Here is a 12,986-nt window from a genome sequence, read left to right on the forward strand (position 1 = left end):
CTGATTGTCGACGGTGTCCAGGCTCTCGCTGGTCTCCGTCAGAAACTCCCGCAACAGATCATCCATGAAACAGGCCTTCATACAGGGAGGGCACGCACGACTTGTGATGCGCCTATTCGGAATGGGGCCAGCTTCACCGCAAAGCGTTTAATATTGGTTGAGTATGTGCAAAAGAACGGAACCAACAAAGACATAAGGCGCTCCGGACAAGCCGAAGCGCCTCGTAAAGGATGGCTTAACAGTTCGAGAGCGACGGGCGCGTTTACGAAGCGGTAACGATGATCGCCTCGCCTTCGAGCTTGAGCGTCACGGTCAGCCCACAGGCCTGCGCCAACAGCCGCGTATAATAAGGCTGGATTGCGTGCGCATCCGCAGCCGGTCCGCGCTCGCCGCTCAGAAGCTCGGAGATGTTCTGCGGCAGGCGGGCATTGTGTCCGGTCGCGGTGATGCGGAAGCTCATCGTCTCGCCCTCGCCGATCGGATCGATCGTCAGCATGCCGCCGCGCGGGATCGTATGCTGGGACACGACCAGCATGTTGAGCAGCAGCTTGACGCGGTTCTTCGGCAGCAGCAGCCGCGGCAGATTCCACGTGATCGTGCACTTGCCGTCCTCGATGTGGCCCTTTGCCATGGTCTGGGCATCGCCGAGATCGATTTGTGCGCCGGAGGAGCCGGCCGCGCCGAAGGCGAGGCGACAGAATTGCAGGCGGGCGGAGGCGGTCTTGGCACTCTTGCGAATGAGATCGAGCGCGAATTCGCGGTCCTCGGGCTTGGGATCGTCGTCGAGCACTTCGAGCCCATTGACGATGGCGCCCACCGGGCTGATGAGATCATGACACACCCGCGAGCACAGCAGGGCCGCGAGTTCGAGCATGTCGGGAGCGGAAGCGGTAGCGGGTGACGGAGCGTCAGACATAAAGGGTTCCTGGAATTGCACGGTGCGGACGCGGCGAATCACGCATGCTTGAACTGTTGCTGCGGGTTCTATCATTCGCCAGCCTGTGGCAGCTAGCTTGCGATAGGTTCGAAGCGGCCGTAATGGACGCAGGCGAATCACGTGACGAGAGGCGAAACTTGCCGATGAATGAGGCATGCGGGTGAGGATCATCGACGGCGAGGCCGCGTTCCGGCTGATGGAGCCCCTGACCGCACTGGTGGTGCAGGCCGGCGAGGCGATCCTGAGCGTCAATCGCGGGGCGATGCGGGTCGACGGCAAGCAGGACGGCTCGCCGGTGACCGAGGCCGACCTCGCCGCCGACCGCATCATTGCCGAAGGGCTGGCACGGCTTGCCGGCGACGTGCCGACGCTCTCGGAAGAGCGGACACACCTCGCCACGCCGCCGTTTCGCGGCAGCTTCTTCCTGATCGATCCGCTCGACGGCACCAAGGAGTTCGTCGCCGGCCGCGACGAGTTCACCGTCAACCTCGCGCTCGTGACCGAGGGTGTGCCGCTGCTCGGCATCGTCAGCGCGCCGGCGCTCGGGCTGCTCTGGCGCGGCATTGTCGGCCGCGGTGCCGAGCGTGTGAGGTTCGACGGCACCGCCATCGGCGCGGCCGAGCCGATCCGGACCCGCAAGCTGCCAAAAGCCGGCGAGCCCTGGATCGCGGCGGTGAGCCGCTCCCATGGCGACCCCAGAAGCGAAGCATTCATCGACAACAGACCCAACGCCGTCAGAAAGACCTGCGGCTCGGCCGTGAAGTTCGGCCGGATCGCCGAGGGCAGCGCGGACATCTATCCGCGCTTCGGGCCGACCTGCGAATGGGACGTCGGGGCGGGCTGCGCAGTGGTGACCGCAGCCGGCGGCAGGGTGACCGACGGCCAGGGCGGCGAACTCCGCTTCGGCGAACGCGGCGACACCGGTTTCATCATTCCGGCGTTCGTCGCCTGGGGCGATGCCGCGGCGGTGATGCCCTACTGACTGAGCTGATCCTGAAGCGCCGGCCAGCGTTTGCCGACCTCATACAGGAAGCGTTCGGGATTAGCCGCGAAGGCGTCGCGATTGGCCTCCCGGCTGAACAGATAGAGCCGCTGCGCCGAGATCACGAAGAAGCGGGGATTGCCGGCAATGGTCACGCCGCGGGCGATATCGGCGGGGTCATAGCCGCCGAATTGCGGGCCGTAGATTTCTGGGTGGGCCAGAAACTCCGCCCGGTTGCCCTCGTTGCGGAAACGCCAGACCGCCCCCCAGAGGTTGGCCTCGAACTCCGCCGTTCCTCGCTCGGGGCCGCCATCGACGAAATAGGCGACGGGGTCGAAGCCTTCGATCGCGACGCCCGAGAAACGATTGACGACGACACGCTCGGTGGTCGCCGCATGCGCCGGCAATCCGGAAGAGACCAGCCAAATGCCCGCCAGCAGGCAGACCAGACGGCCGATCAAGGCAATTCCGGGGCGCAAAGGGCTATCTTCCTGCCGTTGTGCCGTCATAGTTGCTGCGGATAACATCCGAGTCGAGGGGACATCCGGCGCAACCTAGAGCCGTGCCTGTTGGCGTCAGGTTAAGGGAAGCGGACCGGAATCGATACCAGGGGTTCTTTTATGACTTTCGCATCACGCCTTGCCGCAGTGGCGCTCATCGCGCTGGCTGGCTGGACCGTGCCGGCCTCGGCCCAGACGGCCGCGCCGCCGCCGGACTTGCCGCCGCCGCAGCGGACCCCGTCACCCACCACCTATGGGCCGGAAGAGCTCGTCACCGCCGGCCACCGCTTCTTCGGCAACGTCTCGCGCGGGCTCGCCTCGATCATCGAGAAGGCGGTCAGCCAATGGGGCCTGCCGAACGGCTATATCCTGGGCGAGGAAGGCTCCGGCGCCTTCGTCGCGGGCCTGCGCTACGGCGAAGGCACGCTCTACACCAAGAACGCCGGCGACCTGCGCGTCTACTGGCAGGGTCCCTCGCTCGGCTTCGACTGGGGCGGCGACGGCGCGCGCACCATGACGCTCGTCTACAACCTGCCCGCCACCAACGCGATCTACCAGCGCTTCGCCGGCATCGACGGCTCGGCCTACATCATCGGCGGCTTCGGCATGACGGCGCTCACCGCCAACAACATCGTGCTGGTGCCGATCCGCTCCGGCATCGGGCTACGCCTGGGTGCCAATATCGGCTACCTCAAATACACGCCGCGCGCGACCTGGAACCCGTTCTAGATCCCCTCTTCCGATCCAATTCCGGATTCACGTTAACAACAGGGCGGGGCTGGCTTTTTGCCGGCCCGCCATGCATTGTCCTTGGTAAATTTTTCCTTGTTTCTGGAGCTCTGACCCATGGTCGAACCGATCATGTACCTGGCGATCGGTTTCCTGCTGTCGATGCTGTGCGGGCTTGCCATCGTGCCGCTGGTGCATAACCGCGCGGTGCGCCTGACCACGCGCCGGCTCGAGGCGGCGACACCGCTGTCGATGGCGGAAATCCAGGCCGACAAGGACCAGCTCCGCGCCGAGTTCGCGATGTCGGCGCGCCGGCTCGAGATGAGCGTCGACCAGCTCAAGAACAAGACCACCAGCCAGCTCGCAGAGCTCGGCAAGAAGAGCGACGCCATCAACCGCATGAAGATCGAGCTCGGCGAGAAGAACGCCACGATCTTCGCGCTGGAGGCGCGCGAGAAGGCGGTGAAGGAACAGCTCCGCGCCACCGAGGAAGAGTTCAACGCCAAGACCGCGTCCTTGCGCGAAGCCGAGATTGCACTGACCGACAAGCAGGCCGAGCTCGCAAAAATCAATTCCGAACTGTCCGACCGCTCGATCATGGCGGAGAGCCGCCAGGTCGAGCTGGTCGCGGTGCGCGCCCAGATCGAGGAACTGAAGAACCGCGTCGGCGACGCCGAGAAGGAATTCACCGCCACGCAGGCCCGGCTGACGCAGGAGCGCTCGGACTCGGAAGTCGCCTCGCGCGAGCTTGGCGATGCCCGCGGCCGCGTCGAGAATCTGAGCCAGCGCGTCACCGAACTCGATCGCCAGCTCGTCGTGCAGGTGAAAGAGGCCGAGATGCTGTCGGGCCGCGTCGCCGACCTCGAGGGACGCCTCGCCACGCAGGGCAAGCTGCTCGCCGAGCGCGACTACGAGAACAACCAGCTGCGCCAGAGCAACGACGGCGCCGAACGCACCATCAAGGAATTGCGCGTCGAGATCGCCGCCCTGAGCGGCGGCAAGTCGTCGGCCGCGATGGAGACGCTGCGCACCGAGAAGGCCGCGCTGGAAGACCAGCTGCGCACCGCCCGCGACGAGCGCACCAAGCTGCAGCGCGACATCAACGCGATCCAGCAGCAGGCCGAGAGCTCCTGGGCGACCGAGCGCATGGAGAACGCGCTGCTGCGCGAGCGCATCAACGACATCGCCGCCGAGGTGGCAAAGCTCGCGATGCAGCTCGAAGGCCCGAACTCGCCGATCGAGGCGCTGCTGGCGGCCGAGGCCGGCCAGCCGCCGAAGCCGGCCCCGCGCCCGGCTAATGGCATCGCCACCAACGGCGCGGCAGCAAGCCCCCTGCCCGAGGGTGGCGGGACGCTGGCCGAACGCATCCGCGCGCTCCAGGCCCACGCCTCCCGCGCCCGCCAGCAGGGCGCATAATCAGCCCGAAACCCGGCCTCGCCGCCGATTTGAACGATCGACGAAAGGTTTTCCGGCCCCGGGGCGCCTGAAAACTTGACACGTCTAGCCCGCACTTCTAAATCGCGGGCTTCGATGCGCCGGCCGGCCCAAAAGTCCGGCCGTCTGCATGATGGTCCCGGGCGCATAGCTCAGCGGGAGAGCGTTCCCTTCACACGGGAGAGGTCCAAGGTTCGATCCCTTGTGCGCCCACCACGCTTCGCCAAAAGGCTTCGCGTGGCGCAGCCACGCCCAATGATGGCGAAGCGTGTCCGGCGTAGCTCGAAGAGCGTAGAGGGACCGGGGCATTTGCTCCCGCTCCGTCAAAGCCTCGAAAACAACCCCATGCACAGTAGCCGACATCAGTCGGACCGATCGATTACGTCTTTTCCGAAATACAGTTGACGCGTCGGGCAAAACAGGGGCATGATGGCAGCATCCCGGAAGAGGACCGCGTTGCCGACGGCTCGCGGCGCGCGACTGAAGCCCGGTCCTCAGAGGTGAGCGTAACGGCTTCGAGCCACTCGCAAGGAGAAACACGGCTCGATCCATGCCCGTGCAGCCATGCACTCCCAGCCCCCTCGTATGGCCTCAGGCTTTTCCGAGGAACGCATCGGGGGATCGGCGGTTGACCTTGCGACTAGCGCCGGGCGCTGGGTCAATTCATATCCTGCAATTGCCGAGCGTGATGAAAACACCGAAAAACAGCGGTCGTCCCGCTCGCACCGTTTGCTTTCGCCCCTCGCGGTCGCAGTCGAGAGCCATCACGGCGTGGATGGCTCGTCGGAACGATGTGACGAGCCTGACCGAAGCGATAGGTCGTCTGGTGGAGCTGGGACTCGCATCGGACACTCACCAGGATCGGCAGAAGCGGCGCGCCAGGAAAATGGCTGGCGACACGATCGACCGGATCGGCGACGCAACGACGACCGCAGATACCCGGGCGATCCGCAAGCGAGACCTGCTCGATGGCCCCGAAGAGTTCGGCCGTCTGCGAATTGATCGGTCAAGACGCAGTAAGTCAGTCAGGGCCTAAGCTGACCAGTCGGGAAGTCCCTCACACGAGAGGATTTCGGATCACAGAGATAGAGAGGACAAGAGATGAGACAGCAGTTTCGATCGTCTGCCGTCAAGGCGGCAAACAACCTGTTCAGGCAGGGCCCCGAGAAAGTCGTGAGCGATTACGAGAAGGCGCAAAGGGCTTTCCACGCGAACAGGGAACGGCTCAAGGCCGAACGACTGGCGAGGGAAGCAGAGCAGCGGAGCCGGCGCGACGGGACGTGTTAGCTATCGCTCACCCGATCCATTGAAGACTCGCCGGTGCAGACGTGGTCGAGACGATCAAAGCATCGACAGCACGACGACGCCGTCTTCGAGCTCCCCCGAGGCAAGGCGCGTGCGCGCCATATGCTCGAACTCCGTTCGATGCTTCTGGAGGTAGCTGAACGCCTGCTTCTGCGTGTCGAAGGTCGTCGCAAGCCGGCACATCTGCCTGCTAGCGCCGAACGCGACGAAGAAGGTGATGGTTCCGCCTTCCGGTTTGATTCTGCGCACGACCTGCACTCTCCGGAATGGGATCGGCGCTCGAATTGCGGCGACGAGGCTGAAGACGATTATCGTGCCGTTTTCCTGGAACGCTTTTTGACCGCGGGTGCGGGCGAGGCGGTTTGAAGAGCTGCGTCCGCCGCTTCCTTCTCGCGTTCACTGGCCTCGCGAATCTCTCGGAGCCGCGCCATGTTCCTGCGCACTTCGATGGCCTGTCTTTCGACGTCCGCCAGTGCGCGCATTCCCTCTTCAGCGGCGAGGCGCTTGCGATCAGAACGCGCGATACCCTCGGGTGACAGCTCGGCCGTTTTCCTGGCGCTCATGCTTCACTCCGTTTTACACGCGACGAAACCCGCTCAATCCTGGGATCGAGCGGGCCAAGCGGCCGTTTCAGTACATCCGTGAAACGGCACCACGATATCAAGCCAGCGAGAGATTCTCGGCGCTGACCTTACCTCGCATCTTGTCGGTCTTGGCCTCGAAGTTGACCTTTTGGCCTTCTGCAAGACCTGAAAGACCGGCGCGTTCGACGGCGCTGATGTGAACGAACACATCATTGCTGCCGTCGTCCGGCTGAATGAATCCAAAGCCCTTTTGGCCGTTGAACCACTTCACGGTACCTGTCGTCATATTCTTCTCCAAAGCGCAGCAGCGCATGCGTGCCGCGCGACATTCACGCGGACACTTTCAATTTCGTCGATGTCTTTGGAAAAGGAGCCCGCGGGCGCATTCAACAAGGCACAGCGGCTGATCGAACAACCCCTATATACACCGCGCTCGTTCTTTTACAAGGGCGAAAGCCGATTTGTTTTCGCCCGGTTGTTCCCGCCGGATCGGCCGAGATCGTGGCAGGCCTTGTCGATTGACTTGTCCGCGCGAGAGTGTTCACGTGACGCACGAGGTTGCATCGCGTGCGAGAGCGCATCGACCGGTCCGGAGCCGGCGACTGAAGTCGCGGCTACTATCCTGAAAAATCGCAATGAAGCTCCTGCGCAATTGGCTGCCTGCAGGACGTGTCGCATTTGCAGCCTCGAGCGAGGAACATCAATGCAGGTCGTCGTCAGAGATAACAACGTCGAGCAGGCGCTTCGTGTTCTCAAGAAGAAGATGCAGCGCGAAGGCGTCTTCCGCGAGATGAAGCAGCGGCGCTCCTACGAGAAGCCGTCGGAGAGAAAGACGCGCGAAAAATCCGAAGCCATTCGCCGCGCGCGCAAGCTCGCTCGGAAGCAGGCGATCCGGGAAGGATTGCTGCCAGCGCCACCGAAAAAGAAGCCGTTCGAGCGCAGACCGCCTTTGCCGGAGATCAAGGCTCCTACGACCTGAAATCGATGCCGCGCAGCACGATCCCCGGCGGAGTGCCTTCGAACTCCGTCGCGCAGTATTTGCTCGCCGCGCGTGCTTCGATGCGGTCGCGCAGGCGGATGAACTGTGCTTCCCGCTGCTCGGGCCTGACCTGCGAGCCAGGCTCGAGATCATCCATCGCGGAAGTCGAGATCGCGCAAGGAATCTCCCTGGCGCCGTCCTGCATCGAGAAGCGGACGATCATTCGATCGTACTCGTGGCTGATAAAGCGGCCGCGGGTCAATGCCATTGGCTTACCCCGTTACGTGATCCGTTCCTCACAAGTGCAGAAATCGTCGCGCGCGAACGGCCGCCCGCCTTCGCAACCGTTGCACGTCACGCGTCGAGGCCAGGTGCCCGACGTTCGGCTCAGCCTTCTTCCGACAGCCGGACGAAATCGTCGAACAGCGCAGCCACCAGCGCCCGATGGCGGGTGTCCTCGACCGGCAGACTCGCGGCATAGAGGTTGAGCAGATAGCGGGCCTTGGTCGCGGCCTCGGGCCAGGACGCGGCCGGCACCGTCAGCATGCGATTCTCGAGGTCGGCCTCGCGCTCACGCAGCTCCCTGACGTTGGCTTCGACCTCGGCCAAAGCGCGGCGAAGCTCGGTCGCTTTCTGCGCGGCCATGCCGCGGTGCTTATCGAGATCGACGGTGTGCTCAGTCATTTGCGGTGCTCGCGTCTGCGGCTTGCGCGTTCGCAAGATCGACCGAGCCTATCGACAGTGTTTCCATGGTGCCAACTGCGCCTTCGGCGGGCACTGTGATCATCGTGGCGATGCGGCGATAGGCCGAGAATGTCAGGCCCTCGATCGTCTCCTCGTCGGTCACGACTTCATAGACGCCAGCGGGCAAGGTGCGATCGATGCCGCGGATACGGAATGGATGCCTGAACGTGACGGCTTCCCGCCGCGAGCGAATGGTCACACACGCCTGCCTTTCGCAAGTGAAGCCCGACCGGTGCCGCGGCTGACACGACCATGCGCCCTTGCCGGAGCGATAGCCAGCACTATCATCAGCCACGCCGGCAATCACAGCACAGCGGTCGCTCGCGCAGCATTTAATCCTCGCTATTGCCCTGGGGCGGGCGTAGGGTCGCTGCCATCACCGCGCGTCTCAACGGCTTCGACCGGTGACTGAGGGTCCGATGTGCTCCCGCCGAAAGCCTCGCAGGAGCGTGTAATGGCGCCTGTTCGCATATCGGAATGGATCGTGCCGCCGGTGATCCTTCCGCTTCTTCTTCTGCTTCTCGTGTTGGCTGCCTCCGTTCTCAATGGCTAGGGCAATTCGTGTGCCGTATCTGGTCAGCGGGACCAACGAATACGGCAGTTCGAATCTCGGCCGCGGCACCGCGACCGTTGCGCTGCGGCTCGCGCGAAAACTGCTCCGCGAAGGCTACATGGACGTCAGAGTCTGCACCCCGCGTGGACGGGTGCTCCAATCCGATGAACTCGACGAACTCAAACCACCAAGGGAGAGCGACATGGCGAAGGGGCAGCAACGCGGCAATCGCGAAGCCAAAAAGCCGAAGAAGGAAAAAGCCAAGGTGATTGCCGCGGCCCCGAGCCGCAAAGAACCCGCAAAGAAGACGTAGCAGACGTCGCGTTCAAGCCGTTCACCCGGGAGATCGCCAGCCCGCGATCTCCGACAAGCGAACATGATTCGTGCGTGGGCGGAGCTTGATTCAGCAGTTGCGAGATCGTAGTCACGATTTGCGCCGGCGCGAAGGGCTCTTGCAACAGCACGCTGTTGGGCCTCAGGCGATCGCCAGAATCTCGATCTCTTGCGCGCCCGCGCCCCCGACATCACCCACCGCCTTCCCCATCAGCGACTTCGCGACCGGCGCGACAAACGAGATCGAGCCCGCCTTGGGATCGGCTTCGTCCTCGCCGACGATGCGGTAGGTCTGCACGCGGCCATCGGTGCGGCTGAACGTCACGGTGCTGCCGAAGGCGACAACATCCGATGACGCCGGATCGGCGACGAGCTGAGCGGTGCGCAGCCGCTCGGCGAAGTATCTGACATCGCGCAAGGGCACTGCCGACTGCCGGCGCTTTTCGTTGACGTCGTCGATGGCTTGCGCGGCTTCATAGGCCTCGCGCGCTTGGTGGAGCTGCGTCTGCAACGCCTTCAAGCCCGTCTCCGTCACGAGGTTCGGATGCGGCGAGATCGGGCGATCCGGCAGCAACGTCTCGGAGGCCGTCTCGGCGCTCTCTTCTTTGGTAAAGGCGACGCTCAATTCGATATCCTGTCGAACGGTTTTGGCGTGATCGCCGCGTCATTCCACCGCAGTCCATCGAAATGAACTGCGTCGAAGCGCCCCTGCGATCGTCCTCCACTATATCTCAAGTTCGACGAAACGGCGCAGCTTGAAGACGAGGTCGGGCAGCGCCTGGCGGAACCGCGTCGCGTTCTGGAAATTGGTCGAGAACGGCGCGAAGGTGATCATCGCGTTCCAGTGCCTGTAACCGTAGACCGTGACCGAGACGCCGGACGCCGGAAAATCCTCGATCTTGCGGAGTTCGCCGAGCACGAGCTCGGCAATCGCCTCCGCCGGCAGGAGTCGCTTGCCGCCGGGTGTCAGGGGTTGAGCGGCAGGCGCGATTGGCTTTGAAGCTGCCGCGTCATCGGATGCATCCTGGAGCTTCGGCGACTCGGCTTCCGGGATCTCAGGCACCGCAGCAACGGGTTCGGCCGCCGGCGCGGCCGGCGTGAAGTCGGCGAGCGGCGGCGGGCTGGCGCCCTCTGCACGCTTGTTGCCTCCCAGGATGCTGCTGATCATGGCCACCAGGCCAGCATCCTTTGCGTCGTCACTCATCACGGCTCCCCCCGGCTTGGCCCAGTCTAACACCGGGACCGCGGACCGCCACAGGGGGCAGCCGATCAGATCGCGCCGTCGCTGCTGCATGGCTTCCGGCCAATTCCACCGCAACGCAAGGCGGAAAACGCCTCACGCCGCGGCGACGCCGGTCACTGCTTCTCGAACGGAATATACTGCTGGTATTGCTTCGGCACGGAGCTGCGATAGCGCGCCGGAACGGTGCCGCTGTCGATCGAATGATCGATCTCCTGCTGCCGCGTCATCTTCTTCTTCGGCTTCTTCTCGGCGCTCTTCTTCGAGCCGGCCGGCGCGGTCGAATTGTCGGTGGTCGTGGCCGGAGCCGTGGTCGCGGCCGGAGCCGTGGTCGCGGTTGGAGCCGTGGTTGCGGCCGGCGCCGCGCTGGTTGCGGCGGCCGGCGGCGTGCCACCCGCGGCGGGCGCGCTCTGCGCCAGCGCGAGCGGCGTTTGCATGACGAGCGCCAGTGCCGCAGTCGCGGCCAGCAAATATGATCTTTGCATCAGAACCTCCAAAATGCCTGATCCCCAATGACGGAAGCTCAAGTCCCGCGGGATCGACGCGTGCAAGTGCGCCGAGGATAGGCGGGACCACGGCTGCAAAATGTGGCCGAGGTCACATGCCCACACCGGCCCGCCGCATCATAGGCCCATGCCGGACATGGCGCACGCCCCGATACCAGGACATTTGCGGCATCATGCCGGACGAGTCCCGGACCACGCGAGTGCCTCGCGACGACTTGCCGGACCTTTGCCCCAGTGGCGGCATCGATCCGCGCCACGCATCCGTCAAGCCCGCAACTTTTGGCGAAGCGGCATATGTGCACCATTGCAATTTTTACGCGAACACGACTCCGGGCACGACGATCGCTCTGCCGATTAGGTCGGCGAGGCTGACGTTGCTTCCATGCGCCGACGTCGATGTCGAGAATGTTATTCGGAATCGACACGCGAAAAATTTGCAAAGCGCATCCGCAGCTTGATCGCAGTGCCGGCGCGCGAATCCGGATCGACGTCGCGCGATGTGTGAAGCAACGCATTGCGACGCCGGATTCCGCGATCTAGCCTCACATGCATATTCTATTGCGAACAACTTTAACTTTAGTTGCTTGCCGTCGTAACTTTTCATGGAGGTCCTTTATGAGCAGTCGTCACGCCATTACTCCCCGCGGTCTCAACGCGACCCGCTCGCCGCTGTCACAAGGCCGCTTCGGCCGCATGTTCCGCACGCTGACACCGGCGAAATTCGGCCCGAACGACGCCGACAGCATCGCCAACCTCTCGGCGCTCGCCGACAACATGGTCGGCGATTTCGATCCGCCCAAGGATGGGCCGGACGCGGAAGAGAGCGGGATTCCCGCGCTCTACACATATTTCGGCCAGTTCGTCGATCACGACATCACCTTCGATCCCGTGAGCTCGCTGACCAAGCAGCAGGATCCGGACGGGCTCGTCGACTTCCGCACGCCGTCGTTTGATCTCGACAATCTCTATGGGCGCGGTCCGAACGACCAGCCCTTCATGTACGACAACACAGGCAAATTCCTCCTCGGCGACCCGCTGACCGGCACCGGCGTTTCCAACGCCTTCGACCTGCCGCGCTTCAGGGGCCGCGCACTCATCGGCGATCCCCGCAACGACGAGAACAGCATCGTCTCGCAGTTCCAGGGGCTGATGCTGCGCTTCCACAACCGCATGGTCGACGACAACGACGGCCTCTCGTTCCAGGACGTGCAACAGCGCGTCCGCTTCCACTATCAATACGTGGTGCTGAACGACTTCCTGCCGCGCATCGTCAATGCCGCCGTGCTGAACGATCTCAGGACCGGCGGCCACTACGATCGCGGCAAGCTCGCCTACTATCACTGGAAGACGTTCCCCTACATGCCGGTCGAGTTCTCGGTCGCAGCCTACCGGCTCGGGCATTCCATGATCCGGCCCGGTTATCGGCTGAACGACGCCGACAACATGCTGCTCCAGATCTTCCCCGATCCGAACAATCCCGACAACAACGCGCTGACCGGCTTCCGCGCGATGGGGCCGGGACGCGCGATCGACTGGGGACGCTTCATCGACATCGACACGCGCCCCTATGGCGTCGAGGACGACGGCACCAATCCCGACAACAAGCGGCGGCTCCAGTTCGCCTATCGCATCGACACTTCGCTGGTCGATCCGCTGCGCAAGCTGCCGCCGGAGGTCGCCTCCAATCCGTCGTCGCTGGCGCTTCGCAATCTCGAACGCGGCTGGCGGCTCGGGCTGCCGTCGGGCCAGGCGGTCGCCAGGGCGATGCACCAGACGCCGCTGACCGACGAGCAGATCATCGTCGGCCGGGCCGTCGACAATCCCGATCCGGTCGGCGACCCGCAAGTTCCGATCGCGTCGATCGCGAACGGCGTGTTCAAGGGCAACTGCCCGCTCTGGACCTACATCCTCGCCGAAGCGCGCCAGTTCGCGACCTCTGTCACGGTCCCCGCAAGCGGCGCGCCTGCGACCGGCATCAAGACGCCGCAGCTCGGGCCGGTCGGCGGACGCATCGTCGCCGAAGTCTTCCTCGGCATGATGTTCGGCGACGCCTCCTCCGTGCTGTCGCTCGATCCTAACTGGGCGCCGGTGACCGGTTCCAACTTCGCGCTGAAGGACCTCGTGACCTACGCGCTGGGTGGCGGCGCTCCGCTGCATTGA

18 protein-coding genes and 1 tRNA gene are annotated in these 12,986 nt (G+C 64.0%); 8 read left to right on the forward strand and 11 right to left on the reverse strand.

All coding sequences use genetic code 11. From position 1 onward, the window contains the following. Window positions 1-262 precede the first annotated feature (262 nt). Entirely contained in the window at window positions 263-916 is a 654-nt protein-coding gene (chpT, locus tag QY049_RS32735; protein ID WP_194477611.1) for a histidine phosphotransferase ChpT, read from the reverse strand. Window positions 917-1,091: 175 nt separating this feature from the next. On the opposite strand from chpT, the gene QY049_RS32740 reads away from it, so the two are divergent. Next, a complete protein-coding gene (locus QY049_RS32740) occupies window positions 1,092-1,919 on the forward strand; it encodes a 3'(2'),5'-bisphosphate nucleotidase CysQ (protein WP_258765366.1) in 828 nt (275 codons plus the stop codon). On the opposite strand, the gene QY049_RS32745 is transcribed toward QY049_RS32740, so the two are convergent. Then, window positions 1,913-2,398 carry a YHS domain-containing (seleno)protein gene (locus QY049_RS32745; RefSeq protein WP_194477613.1) on the reverse strand — a complete coding sequence of 162 codons (486 nt, stop codon included), beginning with the start codon at window positions 2,396-2,398 and terminating at the stop codon, window positions 1,913-1,915. The two genes, QY049_RS32740 and QY049_RS32745, sit on opposite strands and share 7 nt — an antisense overlap. Window positions 2,399-2,539: 141 nt before the next feature. Between QY049_RS32745 and QY049_RS32750 the strand changes: the two genes are divergently transcribed. From QY049_RS32750 to QY049_RS32765, 4 genes are all read left to right on the forward strand, one after another. Then, window positions 2,540-3,148 (forward strand): DUF1134 domain-containing protein, encoded by a 609-nt coding sequence (locus tag QY049_RS32750; RefSeq protein ID WP_194477614.1) that lies wholly within the window; start codon window positions 2,540-2,542, stop codon window positions 3,146-3,148. 117 nt (window positions 3,149-3,265) lie between these two features. Further along, the gene (locus QY049_RS32755) at window positions 3,266-4,564 is read left to right on the forward strand and encodes a hypothetical protein (protein ID WP_194477615.1); all 1,299 of its coding nucleotides are present in this window, start codon (window positions 3,266-3,268) and stop codon (window positions 4,562-4,564) included. 159 nt (window positions 4,565-4,723) lie between these two features. Continuing rightward, a tRNA-Val gene (locus QY049_RS32760) sits at window positions 4,724-4,798 on the forward strand. A gap of 577 nt (window positions 4,799-5,375) precedes the next feature. After that, window positions 5,376-5,618: a hypothetical protein gene (locus QY049_RS32765; RefSeq protein WP_258765365.1), complete on the forward strand. Its 243-nt coding sequence runs from the start codon at window positions 5,376-5,378 to the stop codon at window positions 5,616-5,618. Between the two features lie 305 nt (window positions 5,619-5,923). Here the strand turns inward: QY049_RS32765 and QY049_RS32775 are convergent, their stop codons facing one another. The 3 genes from QY049_RS32775 to QY049_RS32785 all read right to left on the reverse strand — a co-directional run bounded on the left by QY049_RS32775 (window position 5,924) and on the right by QY049_RS32785 (window position 6,757). Beyond that, on the reverse strand, window positions 5,924-6,145 hold the full coding sequence (locus QY049_RS32775) for a hypothetical protein (protein WP_258765363.1): 222 nt from the start codon (window positions 6,143-6,145) through the stop codon (window positions 5,924-5,926). Window positions 6,146-6,195: 50 nt separating this feature from the next. Next, window positions 6,196-6,450 carry a transcriptional regulator gene (locus QY049_RS32780; protein ID WP_258765362.1) on the reverse strand — a complete coding sequence of 85 codons (255 nt, stop codon included), beginning with the start codon at window positions 6,448-6,450 and terminating at the stop codon, window positions 6,196-6,198. A gap of 97 nt (window positions 6,451-6,547) precedes the next feature. Beyond that, window positions 6,548-6,757 (reverse strand): cold-shock protein, encoded by a 210-nt coding sequence (locus tag QY049_RS32785; RefSeq protein WP_258765361.1) that lies wholly within the window; start codon window positions 6,755-6,757, stop codon window positions 6,548-6,550. A 417-nt stretch (window positions 6,758-7,174) separates the two neighbouring features. Here QY049_RS32785 and rpsU point away from each other — a divergent pair, with 417 nt between their 5' ends. After that, the gene (rpsU, locus tag QY049_RS32790) at window positions 7,175-7,450 is read left to right on the forward strand and encodes a 30S ribosomal protein S21 (RefSeq protein ID WP_258766891.1); all 276 of its coding nucleotides are present in this window, start codon (window positions 7,175-7,177) and stop codon (window positions 7,448-7,450) included. On the opposite strand, the gene QY049_RS32795 is transcribed toward rpsU, so the two are convergent. The 3 genes from QY049_RS32795 to QY049_RS32805 all read right to left on the reverse strand — a co-directional run bounded on the left by QY049_RS32795 (window position 7,440) and on the right by QY049_RS32805 (window position 8,393). Beyond that, window positions 7,440-7,718, reverse strand: a complete 279-nt coding sequence (locus QY049_RS32795; RefSeq protein ID WP_258765360.1) for a DUF1488 domain-containing protein — start codon at window positions 7,716-7,718, stop codon at window positions 7,440-7,442. The two genes, rpsU and QY049_RS32795, sit on opposite strands and share 11 nt — an antisense overlap. Window positions 7,719-7,837: 119 nt before the next feature. Beyond that, the gene (locus QY049_RS32800; protein WP_258765359.1) at window positions 7,838-8,134 is read right to left on the reverse strand and encodes a hypothetical protein; all 297 of its coding nucleotides are present in this window, start codon (window positions 8,132-8,134) and stop codon (window positions 7,838-7,840) included. Beyond that, window positions 8,127-8,393, reverse strand: a complete 267-nt coding sequence (locus tag QY049_RS32805) for a hypothetical protein (protein WP_258765358.1) — start codon at window positions 8,391-8,393, stop codon at window positions 8,127-8,129. The genes QY049_RS32800 and QY049_RS32805 overlap by 8 nt, the downstream gene beginning before the upstream one ends. 364 nt (window positions 8,394-8,757) lie before the next feature. Here QY049_RS32805 and QY049_RS32810 point away from each other — a divergent pair, with 364 nt between their 5' ends. Continuing rightward, complete coding sequence (locus QY049_RS32810) at window positions 8,758-9,060, forward strand: hypothetical protein (RefSeq protein ID WP_258765357.1); 303 nt, start codon at window positions 8,758-8,760, stop codon at window positions 9,058-9,060. A 162-nt stretch (window positions 9,061-9,222) separates the two neighbouring features. Here QY049_RS32810 and greA read toward each other — a convergent pair whose 3' ends face one another. The 3 genes from greA to QY049_RS32825 form a co-directional block, all read right to left on the reverse strand. Then, a complete protein-coding gene (gene greA / locus QY049_RS32815; protein ID WP_258765356.1) occupies window positions 9,223-9,705 on the reverse strand; it encodes a transcription elongation factor GreA in 483 nt (160 codons plus the stop codon). Window positions 9,706-9,804: 99 nt separating this feature from the next. Further along, window positions 9,805-10,284 carry a hypothetical protein gene (locus QY049_RS32820; RefSeq protein ID WP_258765355.1) on the reverse strand — a complete coding sequence of 160 codons (480 nt, stop codon included), beginning with the start codon at window positions 10,282-10,284 and terminating at the stop codon, window positions 9,805-9,807. Window positions 10,285-10,436: 152 nt separating this feature from the next. After that, window positions 10,437-10,805 (reverse strand): hypothetical protein, encoded by a 369-nt coding sequence (locus QY049_RS32825; protein ID WP_258765354.1) that lies wholly within the window; start codon window positions 10,803-10,805, stop codon window positions 10,437-10,439. 636 nt (window positions 10,806-11,441) lie between these two features. Between QY049_RS32825 and QY049_RS32830 the strand changes: the two genes are divergently transcribed. Then, window positions 11,442-12,986, forward strand: a complete 1,545-nt coding sequence (locus QY049_RS32830) for a heme peroxidase family protein (protein WP_258765353.1) — start codon at window positions 11,442-11,444, stop codon at window positions 12,984-12,986.

The sequence above is a fragment of the Bradyrhizobium sp. WYCCWR 13022 genome (genome assembly GCF_030435535.1).
Taxonomy (GTDB): domain Bacteria; phylum Pseudomonadota; class Alphaproteobacteria; order Rhizobiales; family Xanthobacteraceae; genus Bradyrhizobium.